Here is a 23,648-nt window from a genome sequence, read left to right as displayed (position 1 = left end):
ATTCCCTTAATGTAATGGTAAATAAATAAAAAATTAATTTTCTTGCACGCCTAATGCAGATAAAAGCTGTAAACGATATTGCTCAAACTCAGGATGCTGACGTCTTTTGGCTCTATCCCAAGGAATATCGAGGCTATAACTAATGCTTCCTTTATTTAAGACGACGACTTGGTCGGCCATTAATAATGCATCGTCAATATCATGAGAAATCAACAGCACCGCACAATGATGCTTACGCCATAAATCAATAACCAATTTACGCATTTGAATTTTTGTTAATGCATCTAAAGCTGCAAAAGGTTCGTCTAACATTAAAAAAGCAGGCTCTCTCACCAAAGCTCTGGCAATCCCTACTCTTTGCGCTTCGCCACCCGATAAAGTTCTTGGCCAAGCATCCGCACGATGCTCTAAATTAACCTCTTGTAAGACCTGTAGTGCTTTTTTCTTTACTGTTCGGAGTATCCAATCCAATGACAACATTTTGCCAAACTTTTTTCCATGGAAGCAAGCGACTTTCCTGAAAAATAATGGCTTGCTCACCCTGCTTTTCAACGACACCAGTTGTTGCTTCTTCTAAATCAGCCAGAATACGTAATAATGTCGTTTTTCCAGAACCACTTGGCCCTAACAACACTGTAAATTGCCCAGCAGGAATAGAAAGATGAATATCATCAAGAACAGCAACATCATTAAATATTTTCGTTAAATGTTTAATGTGAACTGCGCTGGACGAAAAGACATCCACTTTATTATTTTCTACACTTTGTAACATCTTTAGTTTTCTTTAAAAAATAATGGATGCCAAGTTAGAATTCTTTCTTCGACCACACGAATTAGAAAGTCTGAAAGCAATCCCAATGAACCGTAAATAATGAGGCCTAAAATAATAATATCTATTCTAGAAAATTCTTGTGCCTGCATAATCATAAAGCCAATACCACTATCTGCATTAACCTATTCTGCGACCACCAACATTAACCACGAAACCCCAACAGAGTAACGGATCCCTTGTAAAAGGTCTGGCAATGTTCCAAGAAAAATAATATGAAAAATAACTGTTTTACGATCAAGTTTAATCGTTCTGGCAAGCTCTAGTAATTTTGGATCAATATTTTTAATCCCATTATACAAACAAAAATAAATCGGGAAAAAAGCACCTACTGAAATTAAGATAACTTTAGAAGATTCCCCAATACCAAACCAGAAGACAAATAAAGGAACCAAAGCAAGCGTTGGAAGATTACGTAATATCTCCAAAGGAGAATGGATAATATCTTCCCCAATTTTGGTAAGACCTGCCCACAAGCCAAGTGTTACCCCAGCAATCAACGCAAAACTAAACCCTAATACAATACGAGACAAAGAAACATAAAGGTTAGTCGATAGATTTCCAGTGAATAACTCTGTTTTCATCGTATGTAAAACAGTCATCGGAGAAACAAAAATAGACGTATTCACTAATCCAAGGCTGCATGATAATTGCCACAAAACAAGAAGCGCAACGCATGAGAGATAACGGCGAAATTTATGATAAGAAAATGGAGCACTTTTCTTGGTTTTACTTTTCTTTACAACTCTTGATCGCTCTGCGTCATTAAATAAAATATATTCAGAACCTTGAACATTACTCATAGGATTTAACCTTTCCAAATACTATCTTGTACATTTATTTTGGCTGGAATTAGATGTTGCTCAAAAAAGCTGTCCGCAATTTTTTGTTGTTCAGCAATCGCATCTGGTTGCACAAGAGTGGCTCCAAAATTACATCTGTCTAAAATCACCGTTAAAATTTGTGGAGATAAACCACTAGCACTCTGTAAATATTTGATAAATTTTGTTTTATCTTGAGTGATTAATTGATCATTTTCAGCAAGAGAAGAAACAAAACCTTTTACTAACTGTGGATTGTTTTTTACAAAATCTTTATTAGCAATATAATAAGTTCTATTGGCAACAATGCCTTTACCCGTTGTTAAGGTTCTGACTGTATTATCTGCTTGAGCAATGGCTAGGAAAGGATCCCAAATAGCCCATGCATCAACCCTTCCTGTGTTAAATGCTGATTGCGCAATCGCAGGAGGAAGAAAAACAGGTTGAACATCTTTAAGTGATAGTCCTACTTTTTTTAAGGCTGCTAATAATAACCAATTTGCATTTGATCCACGGGTTACTGCGATCTTTTTCCCTTTTAATCCAGCAAGGTCTTGAATATTACTCGCTTGATGGACAATAATCGCTTCACTGTCAGGAGATGGTGGTTCTTGAGCAATATAAACAATATTTTTTGATGCACTCTGAGCAAAAATAGGAGGCGTATCACCCACTTCACCAACATCAATAGATCCAGCAAGCAATGCTTGTACTAATGGAGGCCCCGCTACAAATTGACTCCAACTAACTTTTCCTGGGAATTTTTTGATAATTTCGCTGTTTCTAAATAAATCCAATGGATCACAAGATTGATACCCGACCCTTATTGTTCCAACCTCTTGTGCTAATCCCTGTTGAGTTTTAGAGAGCAAAGCTAATGCTCCAGCCCCTACTCCAATATTTTTTATAAACTGTCTTCTATTATACATAATAATATACTTTCTAAAAATGTATTTAATATAAAATAACAATATATTAGTAGTATAATATCTTTTTACGTATATAAAAGTGTTTTTTATATAAAAACTATTTTATATAGTACAATTATCAAGTAAAAATCTAACTTGATTATAAAAAATCTATGCTAACTCTAAAGGGGCAGCACCAGAATCACTTCAAACTTAAATCACAAAAGAGAAAAAAATAATCAATACCATAAAATATCAAATGACTTATCGAATCTCATAATCTATGAGCCAATATCACTGCTATCATTAAACCAACTTAATTTACGCAATGAATCATCATCAAGTTTAATACAGAGCTATAAAAAACATATGCCTTTATTCCCCATATAAAATAAAATATGAACAAACTTTGTTGTTTTTACTCATATTTTTATAATGAAAATAGTTTGATTTTTTATAAGATAATTTTACTTAAATTTAAAAATTTCAATTAATCCAATATGTTAAAAAAATAAAAAGTTGATTTATCTTTGAATAGGTGTATAAGTGAACATGATAATATGTACATATATACATGAATACTGACAATATTCAGGGTGCATTATTAAAGAATAGAATGTTAAATAATCTTACGATAACGATTTGAAAAATATGATCGAAAAAAAGGAATTTACATCAACAGATGATACCTCTGAAGGATCTTCTGTTCGTCATAATGATCATCAGGCGTCGCATCACATTGCAACGCATCATCCATCTGAAGAATATATTTCACTGGATGGCTTAGATCCTCATTCTGATAAAAAAATGGCATCATTACGATTGGTGATTCCGACATATCTGGATAATCAACTGACACAAATTGCCGCTGGTAAACGTGTTACAAAACGTTATTTGATTCTAAAAGCGCTGTCTGATGCTGGATACCACATTGAAAAAGAAGACTTAGTCGCTGATAAAAGACGTGTAAGGTAAGCTATTTGATAAAAAACCAAGATATTTCAAAAATATAGCAGATCTTTTGTGTCTAAAATAATTATATCGACACAATAACATCATCAATAAGCAATCATTAAAAGCTAAAAAAGTATCTAAAGGATTTTATATGAAACTTCTAAAGAAAAAACATAAACCCCTTCACATCAATGATATTACCATCGTTGATGATGACAAATTAAAAAAAGCCATTACTGCCGCTGCTCTTGGTAACGCGATTGAATGGTTTGATTTTGGGGTTTATGGTTTCTTAGCAACCGTTTTAGGAAGAATATTTTTCCCAGGTTCCTCTCCTACCGTTCAGATGATCGCTGCATTGGCAACTTTTGCAGTCCCTTTCCTCGTTCGTCCTTTGGGCGGAATATTCTTTGGAATGCTGGGGGATAAATACGGCCGACAAAAAATATTAGCCACAACCATTGTGATTATGACCATCGCTACCTTTAGTATCGGTCTAATTCCATCTTATGAAACTGCAGGACTATTTGCGCCTCTTCTTCTATTACTTTGTAAATTAGCACAAGGTTTCTCTGTTGGTGGTGAATATTCTGGTGCCGCAATTTTTGTTGCCGAATATGCCCCAGATCGTAAACGTGGTTTTCTTGGCAGTTGGTTAGATTTTGGTTCCATTGCTGGCTTCGTTTTAGGAGCTGGTGTTGTTGTACTAATCTCTAGCATCGTTGGCAATGAGCATATGGGTGAATGGGGTTGGAGATTACCTTTCTTCCTAGCTCTTCCTTTAGGGCTTGTTGGCTTACACTTAAGGCATCAATTAGAAGAAACTCCTGCATTCCAAAAACACGTAGAAGCAATGGAGAAAGAAAGTAAAGATAACTTACAAGATCGCCCAAAGCTTTCTTTTATGGAAGTTGCAACCAAATACTCTAAAAGCTTTGCAATCTGTGTTGGTCTGGTTCTTGTAACAAATATTACTTATTATGTGTTACTTGTTTATATGCCAAACTACTTATCTGGAAGCCTTCACTACTCTGAAGATCACGGATTATTAATTATCATCGCCATTATGACTGGGATGCTTTTTGTCCAACCATTTGTCGGGTTAACCAGTGATAAAATCGGTAGAAAACCCTTCATTATTGCTGGAAGCATCGGGTTATTTTTACTTTCCTACCCTGCTTTTTGGCTGATTCAAAGTGACTCTGTTGGGTTAATTTTTATTGGTTTATTAATCTTGGCAATCTTACTGAATTGTTTAATTGGAGTCATGGCGTCTATTTTACCCGCTTTATTCCCAACGCACGTAAGATATAGTGCTCTAGCAATCTCTTTTAATATTTCCATTATTATTGCTGGTTTTACCCCTGCTTTTGTAGCTTGGTTAGTTTCCTTAACACAAAATCTAAATATGCCTGCCTTTTATTTAATGGCAATTTCTTTTATTGGGCTTGCAACAGCATTCACAATGCCAGAAACAGCAAACAAACCCTTAAGAGGTGCAACGCCTACGGCTTCAGATAAAGAAGAAGCAAAAGAAATCTTGTCTCAACATTTTGATACCATCGAACAAAAAGTTGAAGAGCTTGACGAAACCATTGCTGAACTTGAGAAAAAGCGTCAAAACTTAGTCGATCAACATCCAAAACTCGATTAAAACTAACTTTTCAAAAGAGTAATACAATGATACAAATAAGCTAAGGTAGTAACATTACCTTAGCTTATTTTATATATTCTATATTCGTTTTATAATTTAGGAAAATTGTCTAAACTATATGTATTGAAAGATTATTGGTTCTTAATTCTATGAAATCTGTGGCATTAATTGTTACTTACAATCGGTTATCAAAATTAAAAAACTGTTTAAAGGCAACATTGCTTTTATCATTCGATAATGTTGTGATAATTAATAATGCCTCTCTAGATGATACGGCACAATGGTTAAGTGAACAAAAAGACCCTCGATTACATGTCATCACCATGAAACAAAATCTTGGAGGTGCTGGCGGGTTTAAATATGGTGCACAATATATTAGCAAAAATTTAGACACTGAATGGATATTCTTCTATGATGATGATGCATATCCTAGTGCTAATCTTTTAAATCAATTTGAACATATTGAAAAAAAAGACTATCAAATTTTTTGCAGTAAAGTTTTATTACCTTCCGGTAAAATCTGTAAAATGAATATACCTTATAAAAAAATTCCATATAGTACCTATGAAACTTTTTTGTACAGTATCAACAATAACAAATTCCTTCCAAATTTTAATAAACAAGAAAATGTAAAAACCTTCTCTTTTGTTGGGGCTATTTTACATCAAGACATCATTCGTCATTACGCGGATCATATTGATGAAAAACTATTTCTTTATTTCGATGATCTTTTATTTTCTTATTATTTAACAAAATCTGGCTATCAAATTCTTTTTGATCCAAATTTATTATTTATTCACGATACAATAATAGATACAAATATTTATCAAAATAAAAAAATATATTATTTAATAAGAAATCTTTTATCTCTACGACAATATCAATATTCTCCCTTTTCAAAATCAACAATCTATTTACGAGCAATGTACATATTAATTTTGTGTATTGTGAAAGGTAGAAATATACATTCTATTATACATGCACTTAAAGGAATTAAGGATGGTTTTCTTTGTAAGAATGAAAATGTCGATAAATAATCAATTATTAATTTACTAATAAAATATGAACTGATAAATATATGCGGTTATTGACATCAACAGTATGAATAAAAAAATGAAAAAAATATCTCTCTACGTTTCGTATCACAATAAATGTGATTTGATTAAAACAGATTATTTTAAACCTATTCAAGTTGGTACGGTATATAGCTCACCTTTGTTTCCAACAGAGTTAAATGATGCTACTGGAGAGAACATTTCCATAAAGAATAAAAGTTTTTGCGAACTCACAGCACAATACTGGGCATGGAAAAATGATTTAACTAGCGATTATATTGGCTTTTGCCATTATAGACGTCACTTTGTGTTCAACCCACAAAACACAACAAAAAGCGACATGTATGGCGTTGTAAATGCAAATAAAATTAACGAACAATACCTAGAAGATATTGGTTATTCTGATCAATATTTAGAACAATTCCTGAAAGATATTGATATTGTTACCCCAGAAAAATGGGATGTAAGAAATTTATATGCTAAAAATAATTTAGATCAATATAAACAAGGCCAAAGTTTAGATATTAATGATTACTATACATGCCTTGACATTTTAAAAGAAAAATATCCAGAGTATACTGACTCTATAACAAATTATAATATCTCCACGCATGGATATTATACCAACATGTTCATTATGAAACGTAAAATTTTTGAACATTATAGTGCTTGGTTATTTGATATTTTATTTGAACTTGAAAAAAGAATTAACTTGGATGATCGAGATGTCCAAGAATACAGGGTATTTGGCTATATTTCAGAATGGTTATTAGGAATATATGTTACACAATTACGAGCCACTCAAAAGTTAAATATTGTAGAGTGCCGTAGAACATTTGTAAATAATACACATACAGGAGCTTACTCTTTGTCCTCTAAACAAAATACAGCTTCTATTAGCACACAAGTCATTCCTCTTGATAATAACCAAAAAAAATATAAAAAAGTAGTTCCAATTGTTACTGCATTTAACGAAAATTATGCAATCACAGGTGCAGCACTAGCTCAGTCAGTAATTGAAAATAGCGATCCGAATTGTTTTTATGATTATTATATTATTGAAGGTGCCTTATCTGAAAATACTAAATTAAATTTTAGATTTATGTTTAGAAATCTAAAAAATTTCAGATTGAATATTATCAATGTCGATCAATATTTTGAAAATAAAGACCTAAACCTTCACTCTCATTTTTCTAAAGAAACATATTACCGCATTTTAATTCCGACCATTCTTCCTCAATATAATAAAGTAATTTATTTAGATGCTGATATGGTCGTCAATAAAGATATGCAAGAATTATTTGATATCGATATGAAAGGGAAATCTGTCGCTGCTGTTAAAGACTATGTAATGAGTGGTTTCGTCAAACATAAAATTATGTGTAGAGATGTTTGTGGATCGTTTACCGCAGGCGACTATTTAAAACAATATCTAGGTTTGAAAAATCCTCAAGACTATGTCCAAGCAGGCGTTTTGATATTAAACACAGAAAAAATCAGAAAAACTGCTAAAGATCAAGATATTTTAAAAGATATGTGTAACGCAAGCTACTGGTTCCTCGATCAAGACCTTTTAAATAAACATTTTGAAGGTGATATTTTTTATCTTGATACACATTGGAATGTATTACATGGTAACGGAAATGTTGATTCATTTTTTAAAAAACTTCCTGTAACGATTATGGAAAATTATTTTAATGCAAGAAAAGATCCTTGGGTTATCCATTTTGCAGGAGATCAAAAACCATGGAAAGATCCAACAGCTGATTTTGCCTCAATATTTTTCTATTACCTTCGTAATACACCTTGGCGTAACTATAGAGTCTCAGCTTCAGAACAAGTAACACAAAATGTAGAACATAGAGTGGAGCAAATATATGTCAACCAAACCATGACGATCAGACAAGTTCTAAAACCATTTGTTAACCGTTTTCTACCATTAGGTACTAAACGCAGAAACATCATGTATAGATTATACTTGTTTGCAAGAAATAGATTATAATTGATAACTTTACTTGAGATAAGCTTTTTTGATGAAATACTTTACCTCAAGTAATTAATTTTATTTAAAAGATAAAACACATAAACTATTGTTACTCTCAAAACGAAGCTCTTTTAATTAGCTTTGTTTTATGTGTTTTATCACGTTTTACAACTTATTCAGCAGTTAAACAAAAAATAGAAACTCAACCTGAGTATTATTGACGTTTCTATTTCCGCCCTATATTTTTCATCGTTAAATGCTTATCGAATAAATAGTTTCAAACAATTCAAATAATTGACTGTAAAACATGCCACAAAGAGATTTCATCTGTTTCTAAGATATGTCCACATTATGATCACCCTAATCATTTTTACAAAAAAATCCTTTTTATGAATGGATCGCAAGGAATTAGTCAAAATTATAATGATTTTTATCATTATTGGACCTCCAACATCTACGACCAATGGTATCCCAAATTGCGATACGCCTTTTACTCAAGAATTAACGCTACGTACATTTAATCGAATTCCGCTGATGCATAATTTAGGATTTTCTTCTGTAAACTTAAAAAATATCCAAAAAGTCAGCTCTTCTTCTACCAAGAAGCGGTATAAAGCAACAACCATGTTAACGAATGACACTGATTCCATATCAATTAACTAAACAAAATGATGGCGCCGTTTATCTTAAGATCCAATTAAGTGACGAATGATATCACATCCATTATCTTTTAATAAGTTACGTAATATATCGTTTATTTAACAACTAAAACGACCTCTAACCTTGCCAATATTAACCTCATCAATTGTTTATTTTTAAATATACGTATATTTATGATATAAAAAGTGAACTTATAATATCGACAAGGCTTTATCTATGACGGTCACAAGACGTGATTTTTTAAATGGTGTGGCGATTAGTATTGTTGCAGGAATGGCTCCTACTCAAATACTAAAAGCATCCGAACGAACGGCTACGCAAACGCTTTATTATCCCCCTACACTCACGGGATTACGTGGCAACCATCCTGGCTCTTTTGAAGGAGCCCACGCATTGGCACGTGAGGGTAAGAAGTTTGATCCCAAAAATCTGCCCATTGAAGAAAATTATGATCTTGTCATTGTTGGTGGTGGCCTTAGTGGCCTTGCCTCTGCTTATTTCTGGCAACAACTGCAAGGCAAAAATAGTAAAATCTTAATCATTGATAATCATGATGATTTTGGTGGTCACGCAAAAAGAAATGAGTTTCATACTGCTGATCGCATGATCCTTGGTTATGGTGGCAGTGAATCCTTTCAATCTCCTGAACATAATTTCAGCCAAACCGTCAAAGATTTAATCAAAGAACTCAATATCAATGTTGATGTTATGGCCAAAGACTTTGACACCACCTTTTATCCAGATTTAAACCTTAGCCGTGGTGTTTATTTTGATAAACAAAATTTTGGTATCAATAAAATCGTTAGCGGAGATCCTGGACGTGCAGTTTCTGATGATATTCCGCCTAACCGTTTAAATGGACGTAATATTGTTGAGTTTATCAATGACTTTCCACTAAGCGAAGAAGATCGCCAAGCTCTGATTACGCTGCATACTGAAAACAAAGATTATTTAGCAGGAATGAGCACCGATGAAAAATCCGCTTGGTTAGATAAACATAGCTATACGCAATTTTTAAAAGATAAAGTGAAGTTAAACGATAGTGCTATTCGTTACTTCCAACAAAGAACGAATGATTTCCAAGCCATTGGAATTGATGGTGTTTCTTGTAGTGATGCTCGCCTCTGCGCACTTCCAGGCTTTGAGGGTATGAACTTACCTCCAATGGATGCCGACGATCTTGCTGATTTAGACGATCCTTATATCTATCACTTTCCAGATGGCAATGCTGGACTGGCACGCTCTATTGTGCGCCACTTAGTACCTGCGATTGCTCCTGGTGATACAATGGAAAGCATCGTTACCGCTAAATTTGATTATAGCCAACTCGATAAGCCAGAAAATCCCGTTAAAATACGTTTAAGCAGCACTGGTGTTCATGCTGCCAATGTGGATGATGGTGTGGAAGTCATCTATTTAAAAGAAGGCAAATTAAACAAAGTCAAAGCTGGCCAAGTCGTGATGGCTGGATATAATATGATGATCCCTTATATTGTTCCAGAAATGCCAGAAGCACAAAAAGAAGCTTTAAAACAAAATGTTAAAGCACCGTTAGTTTATACGAAGGTAATCGTTAATAATTGGGAACCTTTTATCAAAAAAGGTGTGCATGAAATTTACGCTCCTGCTGCGCCTTATAGTCGTGTCAAACTCGATTATCCTGTCGATATGGGCGATTACAAGCACCCAAGAGACCCTAAAAAGCCGATTTGTCTACATATGGTTTATGTTCCAACCTTCCCTGGCAGTGGGCTCAGTATTCGTGAGCAATCTCGAAAAGGACGTGCATTCTTACTCGGCACACCATTTGAGGTACATGAACAAATGGTCCGTGACCAATTACAAGGGATGTTTGGAGATGCTGGCTTTGATAACCAAAAAGATATTCAAGCCATTACTGTTAATCGTTGGGCACATGGATATTCTTATACCTATAGTGGGTTATCAGAAGATAGCGAGGATAGCGCACAAAAAATTATCGAAACCGCACGTCAACCTGTTGGAAAAATTACCATCGCTAATTCTGATTCTGACTGGGCACCTTATGCACATGCTGCCATTGATCAAGGATGGCGTGCTGTCAATGAACTCCATAAGATGAAAGGGTAATCATGAAACGCTTCTCTATATTATTTTTGATGGCATTACCCAGCATCGCACACGCTGATCCAACTGTATCTCGGGGGGAATATATTTTCCGCGCCAGTGATTGTGCCGCTTGTCATACAGCTCCAAATGGTAAAGACCTCGCTGGCGGGGTTCGTTTTCCTACACCTTTTGGTCATATTTACTCTACCAATATTACGCCTGATAAAACGTATGGTATTGGGAGTTGGAGTTATAACGATTTCGTTCGCGCTGTTCGTAAAGGCGTTGCCAAAGATGGCCATCGTTTATATCCTGCCATGCCTTATCCTTCTTACGTCAAATTAACTGACGAGGACATGCACGCACTTTACAGCTATTTAATGCAAGACGTGAAACCTCAAGCTGTTGCTAATCGTCCTTCTGATATTTCTTGGCCTTTATCCATGCGTTGGCCTCTTGGCGTATGGAATATCATGTATACAGAAAATAAACGCTTTAAACCCAGAGCTGATCAAAGTGCTCAATGGAACCGTGGTGCTTACCTAGTGCAAGGCCCTGGCCATTGTGGAACATGCCACACACCTCGTGGTTATGGAATGCAAGAAAAAAGCTTTGATGAAACCAAGAAAAGTTACTTAACTGGCGGCCAGCTCGCTGGTTGGTATGCCCCTTCTCTACGCAATCCACCTTTTGCAAAACAAGAAATTGTTGATTTATTGAAAAAGGGGCGCAGTGAGCATAAAGCCATTGCTGGGCCTATGGATGAAGTTGTTAGTGAAAGCACCCAATATTTAACAGATCAAGATCTTGATGCGATTGCAACTTACCTCACCGATATTGATGGCACCCATAAAGCCCCCCCTCCGCCCCAAGAAGATCCTAAATTAGCTAAAGCACGAAATGGTGAGTTTATGTATATGCGCTATTGCTCTACGTGCCATGGAACTGATGGCCAAGGCAATAACCATGTTATTCCTCCATTAAAAGATAATTTAACCGTCAATAGTGCAGACCCATTAACGTTAATTCGTATTGTATTAGATGGTGGAAAAACACCTGTAACTCAAAATCATTTACCTTATGCAATGCCTGGTTATGGGTGGGTTTTAACCGATCAAGATACGGCTGACGTTTTGAACTATATCCGTTCAAACTGGGGAAATCATGCCGCAGAGATTACGCCTAACGATATAAAGAAAACAAAAGAAATTATTAAACAAAGCGAGTAAAATAAAAGGCAGTCATTTTTTAACAATGACTGCCTTTTATCTCTTAGAATACCACATTCTATAAAGTGCATTTAAAGCTTTTACAGCTTTATTAAACTTCTGTCTTTTGTGCTAAGATCGTAGCAAAACGAAGCTGAATTCTATTTCCATCTTGATCGGTTTTATGTAAAAAACCAGTATCTTCATTGTATTTTTTAATCGACCAATTCTCATAATATGAGGATAATTCGTTGGGTTTAAACGTAAAGGGAAAGAAATCAAAATTACAAGGGTAATCTTCTGTATCCATTGCAGCAACGATCAGGTTATATCCCCCAACCTTTGTTGAATTTTGCATTTGTTTAATAAGGTTCTGAATAGAAGTAGCTTTCAAAAACATCATCACAACAGTCGATAAAACAAAATCATACTGACCTGAAAACTCGAGCGTATTTAAATCAACAATCTTTGTTGCAATATCCTTAATGGATTCATTTTTACAAATCATATCAAGCTTTTGAATACTCTCTCGATTTTTATCCCAAGCATCCACAATAAAGCCATTTTGTGCTAAACATAAGCTGTTTCTGCCACCGCCACACCCTAAATCAAGGGCATTGCCTTTCGTTAAATGAGGCATTGCTTGCAAGACTTCTGAATGAGGAGGCATTAAATTATATTTTTGTGTAAAATAATCTTTAAATGAATCCATAATCTTTTATCCTTTTCCTAAAGATGTATTTTTTATACATTTTTATAAACGCCGTTGTCACTATAAAAATTATTGTTTTCAATATTATTGCAAACAATAATTACTTTAAAGATGAATAGGTAGAAAAAAATAACAAAATATCCCTTTACTTTTAAAATATTTACAAAGCATAATACGCAAATAGTTTGCATAAATTATTTCTTTCTCAAAAGAAAAAGTGATTTATTTATCTATATTTATTCACCATCCTTTTTGTTTCAAAACTATTTTGACAGCTGTCATATTTATAAAAAATCTCTTTATTTTATCGATATTCTCCACTGATCATAATTTGTTTATTTTGAGACAAGCTTACTCAGATGCTAAGCTAACCCCGTTTTCATGATTATGAAGAATTTAAGGAACCCAAAATGAGTGTAACAAAACTAAAACATTTTATTAATGGACAATTTGTTGAAGCGAAATCTTCTGAGTATTTTGATCTTATCAGCCCTGTAACAGGCAAAGTCATTGCTCAATCCCCAAATGCAACCCAAGAAGAAGTTGACGCAGCGTATAAAGCTGCAAAAGAAGCATTTAAAGTTTGGGGCAGAAGCACCCCTTCTGAACGTCAAAGAGCCCTTTTACAACTTGCCGATGCGATTGAAGCAAACGGTGATGCATTAGTAGACGCACAAAGCCGTAACACAGGACAAATCAAAGCATTAATTGCTTCTGAAGAAGTTGCTATTTCTGCGGATCAAGTTCGTTTCTTTGCTGGCGCTGCTCGTTGTTTAGAAGGAAAATCAACAGGCGAATATATGCATGGATTAACCTCCAGCATTCGTCGTGAACCATTAGGCGTTGTTGGACAAGTTGCCCCTTGGAACTATCCTTTGATGATGGCAATTTGGAAAATCATTCCTGCACTTGCAGCTGGGAATACTGTGGTTTTAAAACCAAGTGATACTACTCCAGAAAGCACCTTGTTACTTGCAGAAATTGCTGCACCTTTCTTCCCTGTTGGTGCCATTAACGTTATTTTGGGTAAAGCAGATGCTGGATCAAAAATCGTTTCTCATAAAACAGCTGCATTAGTCTCTATTACAGGTTCTGTTCGTGCTGGCTTGGCGGTTGCTGCTTCTGCTGCTGCGAACCTTACCCGTGCACATTTAGAATTAGGTGGTAAAGCACCTGTTGTCGTATTCGCAGATGCTGATCTTGAAAAAGCTGCTGAACATATTGCAACCACAGGCTTCTTTAATGCTGGCCAAGATTGTACTGCTGCAACGCGTATTCTCGTTGAAAAATCAGCACATGACAAATTCCTTAGCCTTTTAGTCAAAGCAACAAAAGCCATTAAATTTGGTTCTCCTGATGATAGTGATGCGCTTTACGGTGCTCTCAATAACGAAAACCAACTGTCCCGTATTAAAGGCTTTATTGAACGTCTTCCTGCACATGCAAAAGTTGAAACAGGTGGAAAAGCTGGCGATCGTGAAGGCTTCTATTTTGAACCAACCGTTATCAGTCATGTAAAACAAGATGATGAAGTTGTTCAAAGTGAAATCTTTGGCCCAATCGTTACCGTTCAAAGTTTCGATGATGAAGCAGACGCCGTATTCAAAGCAAATGATGTTGAATATGGTTTGGCTTCTAGTGTTTGGACAAAAAATCATGCCAGAGCAACGCGCCTTTCTCGTGATTTAGATTTCGGAACAGTTTGGATTAACACCCATATTCCTTTGACTGCTGAAATGCCTCATGGTGGATTTAAATCTTCTGGTTACGGCAAAGATTTATCAATGTATGGTTTAGAAGAATATACACGCGTGAAACACGTCATGAGCTCTAACGAAGACTAGGAATTTGTGAATGTCGAAAGAACAAAATAAAGCATTAGTGTTAAAAGCACATAATATGCTGTTTTCAGATAAAGATATCAAAGCACTAGAGCTTTATTTCTCACCAGATTTCATCGAGCACTCTCCTTTGGTAACCGATGGTATTCCAGGACTAAAAGAGCTCGTCACAAGTTGTCCTAATATGGATTATAAAGTTAGTCGTGTATTAGGCGATGACTCTGGTCTTGTTGCGTTACATGGTCGTTTCGTTGGGCTAGATGAGCACCCTTTGGTTGGCTTTGATATTTACCGTGTTGAAAATGGTAAAATTGTCGAGCATTGGGATGGTTTAGTTCCAGAAGCACCAAAAAATATCAGTGATCGCAGTCAGCTCGATGGCCCTACCGAAGTCGATACAAAAGCAGATAGCGAAGAAAATCGTAAGTTGGTTAAAATATTCTTCGCCGAAACTTTAATTGGTGGCGATTATAGTGGCTTTAAACGCTTTAGTGATGGACATACCTTCTATCAACATAGTCCAGATATTGGTGACGGCGTTGAACCGGTTATTCAATTCCTAGAACAATTAAAAACCGAAAGTTCTGCGTTACATTATGACAAAATTCATCGCACTGTTGCCGATGGTCAATTTGTTCTAACGCATTCTGAAGGCTCTATTGCAGGTGCTCGTCATGCTTATTTCGAGTTATGGCGCGTTGAAAACGGTAAAATCATCGAATTATGGGATGCTATTCCAGCAGTCCCAAGCGATGAAGAAGCCGTGCATAATTATGGTATTTTTTAGTATACAGCACTCTATAAACACATTAACTTTGAACAAACATAACCTCTTATCTTAACGGGAAAGAAAATGAAAAATTCTGACTTGATGAAACGTAAAGAAAAATCTATGCCAAATGGCTTTGCTATTGGTTTTCCTTTCTTTGCTGATCGTGCTAAAAATTCTGAAATCTGGGACGTTGAAGGCAATCGCTATATCGACTTTATCGGCGGGATTTCAGTATTAAATACAGGTCATACACACCCTAAAATTACCGAAGCCGTCAAAGCACAACTTGATAAATTTTCTCATACTGCAACGCAAATTGTTGGTTATGAAAATATCATCACTTTGGCAGAGAAAGTCTGTGAAAAAGCTCCTATTTCTGGTGCTAAAAAAGCAGTCTTTTTCTCCACAGGTTCAGAAGCTGTTGAAAACGCCGTTAAAATTGCCAGAGCAGCAACAAAACGTTTTGGCGTGATTGCATTTGATGCTGGGTATCATGGTCGTACGATTTATACCTTGGCATTAACGGGTAAAGTTGCCCCTTATAAACAAGATTTCGGTGTAATGCCTGGTGGTATTTTCCGTATTCCTTTCCCTGTTGCAAGTTTTGGCGTTACAGAAGAAGCATCTTTAACTGCTTTGGAAAAACTCTTCAAAACAGATATTGCACCAACTGATGTTGCAGCAATCATTTTCGAACCTGTTCAAGGTGAAGGTGGTTTCCACTTTATGCCGCCTTCTTTTGCGAAAAAACTTCGTGAAATTGCTGATAAATATGGCATTAAAATCATCTGTGACGAAGTCCAATGCGGATATGGACGTACAGGCACATTCTTTGCTACCGAACAACTCGGTATTGAACCTGACCTAATGACCACGGCAAAAAGTTTAGCTGGTGGATATCCTTTATCTGGTGTTGTGGGTAAAGCAGATATTATGGACAGCGTTTCCCCTGGTGGATTAGGTGGAACCTATGCTGGTAGTCCTGTTGCTGTTGCAGCTGCTTTGGCTGTCTTTGATGTATTCAAAGAAGAAAATCTTTTACAACGTAGCAAAGAAATTGGTGAGAAAATCGCAGCTTTCTTGAGCGGATTGAAATCAAAAGGCGGTGCATTTAAACGGATTGGCGAAATTCGTCACCGTGGTGCGATGCTTGCTTTTGATCTTTTGGATGCTCATGGAAAAGCGGATGCTGATGTCACAAAGAACTTGGTTTTGGATGCCAGAGATCATGGATTAATGTTAGCTAGCTGTGGTTTATTTGGCAACTCCATTCGTATTATGGTGCCATTGACCGTAGAAGAGAACATCTTAGACGAAGGTCTTGGAATTTTAGAAAAATCTTTAGCAACCGTTCTAAAGTAAACCCTAAAATCATCCGATGATTAAAAAAGGCACTGTATAAATATATACAGTGCCTTTTCTTTTATTCTATGTCGTAAAAAACATTAAGGGAAGAGTTTCCGTGTCACTAAATATGCAATCAAATAAAAGCATAAATAAACAAAAGGCACAAAAAAAACAACCCATTCAACATGATTACCCATTAATATTCTCCTTTTGAATCTTGACCATCGGCTTGCGTATCAAACAAAATTGCCCCTGCAACAGCGATTAAAACAATCATCACCGTGCCAACTAACCAAGCAAAATACCAAGGGCCTTGATCTCCTACAAAAACAGCGATTAATAATGCAACGACTAAAACCAAGCCCAACCCAGCAAAACGTAATAAAATTGTTAACATTTTCTTTGTTTCCTTTTAATAGCTGTGATGATCTTTAATGATGTCAGAAGTTTTGACTTTGCCGCGCATAATGTAAAAACACCATGAAGTATAACAAATAATAATCGGCACAAAGATACAGGCAACAATCACCATACAGGTTAAACCATAAGCACTTCCTGAGCTATTCCATATGGTTAAGCTATGATTAGGTGCTGTCGTTGACGGCATAAAGAAGGGAAACATTGCACTAGCAACCGTACCAATCGTTCCTAACCATGACCCTAGTCCAAACCACCATGCAAGATGAGGCATATTACGTCTTGCAACAGCTGATCCACCCAACATAAACAAAATACCAAGCACAGGAACTGCCCACAAGATAGGATGCGCAACAAAGTTATGTAGCCATGCCCCTTCATGCACGGAAACTTGCTGTCCATACATTGGGTTCGGTTGCATTGCTGGATTACCACTTTCTAAGACAAAGCCATTTAGTTTGCTAATCCATACACCACCAACCGCAAATAAGAATGCTGCCACAATCCCTGCGATACTCGCATAACGTCTTGCACGCTCATATATGGGGTTCTCAGAACGCATCATCAGCATTACGCCACCTTGATAGACGCTTAATGACACAGCCATTAATCCACATAAAATCGCAAAAGGATTAATTAAATATCCCCAAAAAGATTCATCTTGGAAATATTGACCACTCCAGATGAAATGATATCCAACCCCTTGCAAAATATTACCAAAAGCTGCGCCATAAACGAACATTGGTAAAAAGCCAGAGATTAAGAATGCCCAATCCCAACTGGCACGCCAAAAACGTGCATCGACTTTGGAACGATATTCAAAAGCCACAGGACGCAAAATCATGCTGAATAACAACAAAATCATCACAACATAAAAGACTGAAAACGACGTTGCATATAAGGTTGGAAACGCTGCAAAAATAGCCCCTCCACCCAAAATAAACCAAACCTGATTTCCATCCCAATGTGGGCCAATAATATTCAATGCAGTACGACGCTCTGCATCATTTCTGCCAACGAAACGCAATAACGTTCCGACCCCCATATCCATACCAACCATTAATCCAAGACCGATTAATAGAACGCAGAGTAACCCAGCCCAAATCAATTTTAAAATTACATAATATTCCATCATAACACCTCTTAATGACTGGACTGTGTTGCAGTAGCTGAATCACTGCTAGGAGGGCCTAATCGTGCATATTTAAACATGAGATATAATTCTGCAGCGATAAAGATACTATAGAGCAATAAAAATCCACATAATGAGAAAATCATATACCCTGTTCCATGTGTAGAAGAGGAAATAAAGGTTGGTAAGATCTCAAACACTGTCCAAGGCTGACGGCCAACTTCTGCGGTAATCCACCCAAACTCACAAGCAATAAAAGGTAACGGAATAGACCACATCACCATTCTTAAAAAGAAGCGATATTTTTCAAGTTGTCTTTTTAAACTAAGATAAGATGCCATCGCAAAAACAATGAAGAAATACATTGCTAAGAAAACCATGATGCGGAAAGCCCAAAATGTTACAAAAACATTAGGGAAAATATCTAATTTTGTTTTTGCCACAACATTAGGAACTTCTTCAGCTGTAATACTGCTTACATCTTGATTAGGCGCATGGCGCGTCGCCAAGAAACCATAACCCATGTCTTTTTCATATAACTTGAACTGATCCAAGTCACTTTGTTGGCGTGTTTCACCATAACGACGTAATGCTGTTACCGCTTTAATCCCATTTTCAATACGTGGGCCAGCTTGTTCTTGTAACTCGTCAATCCCCTCAATCGGCGTATCAAACGTATGGGTTAATAATGGCGTTAACACATAAGGAACCCCAATTTCAAAATAGTTGGTTTGTTTTTGATCATCAGGAATAGCAAATAATAACCAAGGTTCTGAAGGTGGTTTACTCGTATGCCACAAGCCTTCCATTGCTGCGACTTTGGTAGGTTGATGCATATAATCCAAACGTCCTAACACATCCCCAAGGGTAATGACCGCAATCGTTGACATAATCCCAAACAAAGCAGCAATACGAAAGGAGTGTGCAGCAAAGCTACGATGTTCACGTCTTAATAAATAAAACGCACTGATCCCCATCACGAACATAGAGGCCGTTACAAATCCTGCAACAGACGTATGCACAAATTTAGCCTGAGCATCAGGATTAAAGACCACTGCAACGAAGCTATCAAACGTCATTCGCATAGTTTCTGGATCAAAATGTGCACCATGAGGCACATTCATGCTGGCATTCGCTACCAAAATCCATAATGCGGATAAGTTAGAACCCAAAGCGACAAGATAAGTCACCGCTAAATGGGCACCTTTACTTAACCGATCCCAACCAAAGAACATGAGACCAACAAAAGTTGATTCCATAAAGAATGCCATCAAGCCTTCAATAGCCAAAGGCGTTCCGAACATATCTCCAAAAAATCTGGAATACATAGACCAGTTGGTTCCGAATTCGAATTCCATTGTCAGCCCTGTCGCAACCCCAATGGCGAAGTTAATTCCGAATAATTTACCCCAGAACTGTGTCATATCTTTATAGATTTGTTTACCTGTTACCACGTAAACTGTTTCCATCGCGGCAAGGATAAAGACCATGCCTAAGGTCAATGGAACAAACATAAAGTGATATAAAGCTGTGAGGGCAAATTGAAACCGAGAGAGCTCAACCACCCAAGGGGATACGATATCCATTCTACAAAACTTTCATTTTTTTCTAGAAATGAAGGACAATACTTATCCTATATCTAATGTTTTTTTAGAAAATAAAAAGGTTACGACCCTAATAATTGTAACCTTTATTATTGAATAATCAATGTTTTTGACTAATATTATAGATAATAAATACGATTAAACAGCGTGGAAACATCCATCTTGTAATAAAATAACTCTATCCATTAACGGTAATATTTCGCTTTTATGTGTAATTACCACAATTGTTTGGTCAGTATAATGCGTCATTAATTGCTGCATTAATGCTTGCTCTGTTTGTGAATCCAATCCATCTGTTGGCTCATCCAAAATCAACCACGGTGTTTTACGTAACAGACCTTGAGCAATTGCCAATCGACGTGCTTGACCTCCTGATAATCTCACCCCTTCATTCCCGATAAACGTATGAATTCCTTCTAGCAATTCTTTAACAAATTGATCGAGTTGAACAATCTTTAAGACGTCTTTTATTTCTTTGTCCGTTACTTCTGGGTTAATTAATTTCAGATTTTCCTTAATTGTCCCCGAAAATAAGTGAAAATCTTGAGACACCACGCTGACAAAGGAGGATAATTTATCACAGGTTATTTTTTTAACATCAACACCACCCAAAAATATTGATCCTGTCTGCAATGGATAAAAAGAAAAGAGCATATTAATCAAACTGCTCTTTCCCATTCCAGAAGCTCCAACAATCGCAACATGCTCACCTTGTTTAATCGTTAACGATGCATGATCTAAAATAATCGATGGTTGTTGAGGATAACTAAAACTCACTTGCTTCATAACTAAATCATAAGGTGCGTTAGGAGATACAAAAAGATCTTCTTCAGTTTGATCTGCCACCGTATGATTACAAGATGCTTGTAATTGTTGTTCTGCAATATCTGCTTTGATCTTTGCATGAGTAGCTGCTGGCAATGGTAAAATCACATCAAATGCCGCCATTATTCCAAGCACAAGCATTGGTATTTCAGCAGCGCTTAACAAATGAACCTGATAAGCCGAAATAGACTGAAACAATACCAACAAGACAACAATCATCATTATCACCGTGATAAGACTTCTCGCTGTGCTTTCAATGATATCAAGTTTTAATTTACCTTGATCTAAATAGAGTTGGTCTTGTTTGATATTATTCACAGAGCTATCTGCTATTGTTAAGATCAATAACTCACCTAAATTCTGCAAGGTTTCTGCAAGGTTTCCTTGCATCCTACTTTTCACAAAACGCATCTGTTTAATCAACCGATAAGACATCCAATACGTCACAATAGGCACAATAGCACCAGCAATAATCAATGCAGCACCTAATGTCATCCCAGCTATGGGCAAGAAACAGGAAATAAGACCGATAAAAACGATGGAGCAACATAAAGCACGACCAAAAGGGATTGCTGCATCTGTATAATAGGCTGAAACAGTTTCTGTATCAGAGACAAACTGCCCTAAAATATCTCCGCCTCGTTTATCCATTAATCCAGAAGGGGTTTGAGGAATTAATAACGCATAGACTGCGGTTCTAAGAGAGCTCGTTAACCGAAAAGCCCCGTCATGAGTAATAATACGTTCTAAATATCTGGATAAAATACGCGCCATAGCAAAAAAGCGTACACCCGCAGCAGGCAACATAATATTAAACGCTTGAGATACTGCAAGAGCAGCCAATCCAGCCACCGCTGCACTGGTAATTAACCAGCCAGAAACAAACAATAATCCAAAGTTACTTAATGCAGCAACGCAAGATAACAGCATCCCTAATGCCAAGTGCCATTTAATCGGTTTCACAAAATTGATTAGTGAGAGTTTGTTGGGAAATATTTTTGTGTCTTGCATTTTATAATTCTTTCCCAGTTGATTGCTCTATGAGCTTGCCATGATCTATTCGAAATAATGCATCATTTTGCGCTGTTAATTCCGTATTATGCGTTGCAACGATAACAACCCGATCTTTCTTACATTCCCTAATCGTTTGAATGATTTTTAACGCATTTTCTTGATCTAATCCCGAAGTTGGTTCATCTAAAATCAAAATATCAGGATTTCTTAATAATGCCCGTGCCAAAATAAAGCGACGTAATTGACCACCAGAAAATTGTTTACCACCCTCACCCACATGCGTTTCAAACCCTTTGGGAAGTTGTTCAATAAATGATAAAATTCCAGCCTGTTGTGTAGCCTCTTTTAAACGATCCATTGATATTTTTTGAGATCCCAAGCATAAATTTTCTTTGATACTTCCAAAAATCATATAAGGTTTTTGAGGCACCCAAGCGATACGCATTTCCTCTAATTTCATTTCCAAACCATGCGTATCAAAAATGCTTAACCTCCCAGACGAAATCGGTAGAAATCCCAGAAGCATATTTAATAAACTGGTTTTGCCTGCTCCGCTTTGTCCAATCACAACACTCAACTGATCTCTTGCAAAAGAACAAGAAATATTATCCAATAAATTCTGCTCTTCTGTGCTTTGAACCGTCACTTGATCGAGCGTAATTTTCTCCACACAACGATCATTAGGAACATAAGCAGAGCGCATAATTAATTTGGGCAACTCATAAAGTTTTTTAAGTTGATCCAACGCCGCATTCGCATTTTGTCGTGCATGATAACTGGCAGAAAAATTCCGCAAAGGCATAAAATATTCTGGTGCTAATAAAAGCACTAAAAACGCATCTCTGAAATCCACAGTTCCTGCCAATAATCGACTGCCAAAAATCACAGCAATAACAGCAATGGAAAGGCTAGAAAAAAACTCTAATACCGCAGAGGTTAAAAACGCAACTTTCATCACAGATAATGTTGTTTTACGATATTCATCAGAGAGTTTTTCAATATAACTTAAGCTTTCAGTTGCTCTGCCAAACAAACGTAAGGTTTTTAACCCTTTCAACATATCTAGGAAACTACCGCTTAAGATCGATAGTTGCCGCCATTGTTTATCCATAATGACCTGAGCACTATACCCAACAAATGCCATAAAAACAGGGATTAATGGTCCCGTACAAGCCAATACAACAAAACTCCACACATCGACATCAGCAACCACCGCCAAAATAAATATGGGTAAAATCACCATCATCGCAGCACTGGGAATATAACGTGCAAAATAAGGAATTAAATTATCAATTCCTTCCGTTAAACTATTCACCATCTCGCCAATCGGAAGATTTTTATAAGCTATCGGCCCTGTAGAATATAGTCGTGCATAAAGATCACTACGTAAAGACGCTGCGATTTTTATGCCTGCTTTGGTGCCAGAGATATCTGATAATAATCGCGTTATGATCTGAAGAATAAAACAGAGAATAATCCATATAATATTCGTATATTGGCTCTCCATCAACGCATGACGAAAGAGCAAGTTATCAATCACATGTGCTAACACAATAAATTGCAGCACTAAAAATACAGCTGAAACACCCCCAAGCATAATGGAAATAAGAAACCAGAGCGAGGCACGCTTTATTAATTTCTTAAGATCTAACTCTGAGTTCTTTACGTTTTCCATCGGGGTTAATACAATCTCTTTCAATCAGCCATACATTATAGAAGACTACTCTTATTATAATTGTTACGATTTACAGAATTATCAATCCATATGAAAGTTTTTGTTTTTAAAATACTGTTATTTTCAATCATAATACACAAGACAACAG

21 protein-coding genes are annotated in these 23,648 nt (G+C 36.3%); 10 read left to right on the top strand and 11 right to left on the bottom strand.

What is annotated here, in order from left to right:
- Window positions 1-33: 33 nt before the first annotated feature.
- From CIN_RS12170 to CIN_RS09430, 5 genes are read right to left on the bottom strand one after another with little or no spacing between them, the layout of a single operon-like run.
- On the bottom strand, window positions 34-480 hold the full coding sequence (locus CIN_RS12170; RefSeq protein WP_280985067.1) for an ATP-binding cassette domain-containing protein: 447 nt from the start codon (window positions 478-480) through the stop codon (window positions 34-36).
- Window positions 413-772 carry an ATP-binding cassette domain-containing protein gene (locus tag CIN_RS12165; protein WP_008854865.1) on the bottom strand — a complete coding sequence of 120 codons (360 nt, stop codon included), beginning with the start codon at window positions 770-772 and terminating at the stop codon, window positions 413-415. Before CIN_RS12165 ends, CIN_RS12170 begins: the two co-directional genes overlap by 68 nt.
- Before the next feature lie 2 nt (window positions 773-774).
- Window positions 775-921 carry a hypothetical protein gene (locus CIN_RS12100; RefSeq protein ID WP_245527836.1) on the bottom strand — a complete coding sequence of 49 codons (147 nt, stop codon included), beginning with the start codon at window positions 919-921 and terminating at the stop codon, window positions 775-777.
- Between the two features lie 33 nt (window positions 922-954).
- The gene (locus CIN_RS12095; protein ID WP_008854863.1) at window positions 955-1,632 is read right to left on the bottom strand and encodes an ABC transporter permease; all 678 of its coding nucleotides are present in this window, start codon (window positions 1,630-1,632) and stop codon (window positions 955-957) included.
- A 5-nt stretch (window positions 1,633-1,637) separates the two neighbouring features.
- Entirely contained in the window at window positions 1,638-2,579 is a 942-nt protein-coding gene (locus CIN_RS09430) for an aliphatic sulfonate ABC transporter substrate-binding protein (RefSeq protein WP_008854862.1), read from the bottom strand.
- Window positions 2,580-3,209: 630 nt separating this feature from the next.
- Here CIN_RS09430 and CIN_RS09425 point away from each other — a divergent pair.
- The 7 genes from CIN_RS09425 to CIN_RS09395 all read left to right on the top strand — a co-directional run bounded on the left by CIN_RS09425 (window position 3,210) and on the right by CIN_RS09395 (window position 12,182).
- Complete coding sequence (locus tag CIN_RS09425) at window positions 3,210-3,533, top strand: hypothetical protein (RefSeq protein WP_008854861.1); 324 nt, start codon at window positions 3,210-3,212, stop codon at window positions 3,531-3,533.
- 130 nt (window positions 3,534-3,663) lie between these two features.
- Window positions 3,664-5,166, top strand: coding sequence for a glycine betaine/L-proline transporter ProP (gene proP / locus CIN_RS09420; RefSeq protein ID WP_008854860.1), 1,503 nt, complete (start codon window positions 3,664-3,666; stop codon window positions 5,164-5,166).
- 149 nt (window positions 5,167-5,315) lie between these two features.
- Entirely contained in the window at window positions 5,316-6,203 is an 888-nt protein-coding gene (locus tag CIN_RS09415) for a glycosyltransferase (RefSeq protein WP_008854859.1), read from the top strand.
- A gap of 76 nt (window positions 6,204-6,279) precedes the next feature.
- Window positions 6,280-8,223: a DUF4422 domain-containing protein gene (locus CIN_RS09410; protein ID WP_050798418.1), complete on the top strand. Its 1,944-nt coding sequence runs from the start codon at window positions 6,280-6,282 to the stop codon at window positions 8,221-8,223.
- 405 nt (window positions 8,224-8,628) lie between these two features.
- Entirely contained in the window at window positions 8,629-8,868 is a 240-nt protein-coding gene (locus tag CIN_RS09405) for a hypothetical protein (RefSeq protein WP_040364347.1), read from the top strand.
- 213 nt (window positions 8,869-9,081) lie between these two features.
- Complete coding sequence (locus CIN_RS09400) at window positions 9,082-10,974, top strand: NAD(P)-binding protein (RefSeq protein WP_008854856.1); 1,893 nt, start codon at window positions 9,082-9,084, stop codon at window positions 10,972-10,974.
- Window positions 10,975-10,976: 2 nt separating this feature from the next.
- The gene (locus tag CIN_RS09395; RefSeq protein WP_040364346.1) at window positions 10,977-12,182 is read left to right on the top strand and encodes a c-type cytochrome; all 1,206 of its coding nucleotides are present in this window, start codon (window positions 10,977-10,979) and stop codon (window positions 12,180-12,182) included.
- Between the two features lie 91 nt (window positions 12,183-12,273).
- Here CIN_RS09395 and tehB read toward each other — a convergent pair whose 3' ends face one another.
- On the bottom strand, window positions 12,274-12,873 hold the full coding sequence (gene tehB, locus CIN_RS09390; protein ID WP_008854854.1) for a tellurite resistance methyltransferase TehB: 600 nt from the start codon (window positions 12,871-12,873) through the stop codon (window positions 12,274-12,276).
- 410 nt (window positions 12,874-13,283) lie between these two features.
- Here tehB and CIN_RS09385 point away from each other — a divergent pair, with 410 nt between their 5' ends.
- The 3 genes from CIN_RS09385 (at window position 13,284) to CIN_RS09375 (ending at window position 16,848) form a co-directional block, all read left to right on the top strand.
- Entirely contained in the window at window positions 13,284-14,717 is a 1,434-nt protein-coding gene (locus tag CIN_RS09385; protein WP_008854853.1) for a gamma-aminobutyraldehyde dehydrogenase, read from the top strand.
- Window positions 14,718-14,727: 10 nt separating this feature from the next.
- Window positions 14,728-15,501, top strand: coding sequence for a nuclear transport factor 2 family protein (locus tag CIN_RS09380; RefSeq protein WP_008854852.1), 774 nt, complete (start codon window positions 14,728-14,730; stop codon window positions 15,499-15,501).
- A gap of 66 nt (window positions 15,502-15,567) precedes the next feature.
- On the top strand, window positions 15,568-16,848 hold the full coding sequence (locus CIN_RS09375; RefSeq protein ID WP_008854851.1) for an aspartate aminotransferase family protein: 1,281 nt from the start codon (window positions 15,568-15,570) through the stop codon (window positions 16,846-16,848).
- A gap of 181 nt (window positions 16,849-17,029) precedes the next feature.
- On the opposite strand, the gene CIN_RS09370 is transcribed toward CIN_RS09375, so the two are convergent.
- The 5 genes from CIN_RS09370 to cydD all read right to left on the bottom strand — a co-directional run bounded on the left by CIN_RS09370 (window position 17,030) and on the right by cydD (window position 23,524).
- Window positions 17,030-17,230, bottom strand: a complete 201-nt coding sequence (locus CIN_RS09370) for a hypothetical protein (RefSeq protein WP_008854850.1) — start codon at window positions 17,228-17,230, stop codon at window positions 17,030-17,032.
- A 15-nt stretch (window positions 17,231-17,245) separates the two neighbouring features.
- A complete protein-coding gene (gene cydB, locus CIN_RS09365; protein ID WP_040364345.1) occupies window positions 17,246-18,382 on the bottom strand; it encodes a cytochrome d ubiquinol oxidase subunit II in 1,137 nt (378 codons plus the stop codon).
- An 11-nt stretch (window positions 18,383-18,393) separates the two neighbouring features.
- Complete coding sequence (locus CIN_RS09360; RefSeq protein ID WP_050798417.1) at window positions 18,394-19,968, bottom strand: cytochrome ubiquinol oxidase subunit I; 1,575 nt, start codon at window positions 19,966-19,968, stop codon at window positions 18,394-18,396.
- A gap of 156 nt (window positions 19,969-20,124) precedes the next feature.
- Window positions 20,125-21,822 (bottom strand): thiol reductant ABC exporter subunit CydC, encoded by a 1,698-nt coding sequence (gene cydC / locus CIN_RS09355; RefSeq protein ID WP_050798416.1) that lies wholly within the window; start codon window positions 21,820-21,822, stop codon window positions 20,125-20,127.
- Between the two features lies 1 nt (window position 21,823).
- The gene (cydD, locus tag CIN_RS09350) at window positions 21,824-23,524 is read right to left on the bottom strand and encodes a thiol reductant ABC exporter subunit CydD (RefSeq protein WP_139016999.1); all 1,701 of its coding nucleotides are present in this window, start codon (window positions 23,522-23,524) and stop codon (window positions 21,824-21,826) included.
- Window positions 23,525-23,648: the final 124 nt, after the last annotated feature.

The organism is Commensalibacter intestini A911, from assembly GCF_000231445.1.
In the GTDB taxonomy this organism is placed as follows: domain Bacteria; phylum Pseudomonadota; class Alphaproteobacteria; order Acetobacterales; family Acetobacteraceae; genus Commensalibacter; species Commensalibacter intestini.
Note: the sequence above shows the minus strand (reverse complement) of the source record. Positions and strands in the feature narration are given on the sequence as shown.

Coding starts and splice junctions, on each gene's coding strand:
- CIN_RS12170 (WP_280985067.1), bottom strand. CDS start 480: ATGTTGTCATTGGATTGGATACTCCGAACAGTAAAGAAAAAAGCACTA.
- CIN_RS12165 (WP_008854865.1), bottom strand. CDS start 772: ATGTTACAAAGTGTAGAAAATAATAAAGTGGATGTCTTTTCGTCCAGC.
- CIN_RS12100 (WP_245527836.1), bottom strand. CDS start 921: ATGCAGGCACAAGAATTTTCTAGAATAGATATTATTATTTTAGGCCTC.
- CIN_RS12095 (WP_008854863.1), bottom strand. CDS start 1,632: ATGAGTAATGTTCAAGGTTCTGAATATATTTTATTTAATGACGCAGAG.
- CIN_RS09430 (WP_008854862.1), bottom strand. CDS start 2,579: ATGTATAATAGAAGACAGTTTATAAAAAATATTGGAGTAGGGGCTGGA.
- CIN_RS09425 (WP_008854861.1), top strand. CDS start 3,210: ATGATCGAAAAAAAGGAATTTACATCAACAGATGATACCTCTGAAGGA.
- proP (WP_008854860.1), top strand. CDS start 3,664: ATGAAACTTCTAAAGAAAAAACATAAACCCCTTCACATCAATGATATT.
- CIN_RS09415 (WP_008854859.1), top strand. CDS start 5,316: ATGAAATCTGTGGCATTAATTGTTACTTACAATCGGTTATCAAAATTA.
- CIN_RS09410 (WP_050798418.1), top strand. CDS start 6,280: ATGAAAAAAATATCTCTCTACGTTTCGTATCACAATAAATGTGATTTG.
- CIN_RS09405 (WP_040364347.1), top strand. CDS start 8,629: ATGATTTTTATCATTATTGGACCTCCAACATCTACGACCAATGGTATC.
- CIN_RS09400 (WP_008854856.1), top strand. CDS start 9,082: ATGACGGTCACAAGACGTGATTTTTTAAATGGTGTGGCGATTAGTATT.
- CIN_RS09395 (WP_040364346.1), top strand. CDS start 10,977: ATGAAACGCTTCTCTATATTATTTTTGATGGCATTACCCAGCATCGCA.
- tehB (WP_008854854.1), bottom strand. CDS start 12,873: ATGGATTCATTTAAAGATTATTTTACACAAAAATATAATTTAATGCCT.
- CIN_RS09385 (WP_008854853.1), top strand. CDS start 13,284: ATGAGTGTAACAAAACTAAAACATTTTATTAATGGACAATTTGTTGAA.
- CIN_RS09380 (WP_008854852.1), top strand. CDS start 14,728: ATGTCGAAAGAACAAAATAAAGCATTAGTGTTAAAAGCACATAATATG.
- CIN_RS09375 (WP_008854851.1), top strand. CDS start 15,568: ATGAAAAATTCTGACTTGATGAAACGTAAAGAAAAATCTATGCCAAAT.
- CIN_RS09370 (WP_008854850.1), bottom strand. CDS start 17,230: ATGTTAACAATTTTATTACGTTTTGCTGGGTTGGGCTTGGTTTTAGTC.
- cydB (WP_040364345.1), bottom strand. CDS start 18,382: ATGGAATATTATGTAATTTTAAAATTGATTTGGGCTGGGTTACTCTGC.
- CIN_RS09360 (WP_050798417.1), bottom strand. CDS start 19,968: ATGGATATCGTATCCCCTTGGGTGGTTGAGCTCTCTCGGTTTCAATTT.
- cydC (WP_050798416.1), bottom strand. CDS start 21,822: ATGCAAGACACAAAAATATTTCCCAACAAACTCTCACTAATCAATTTT.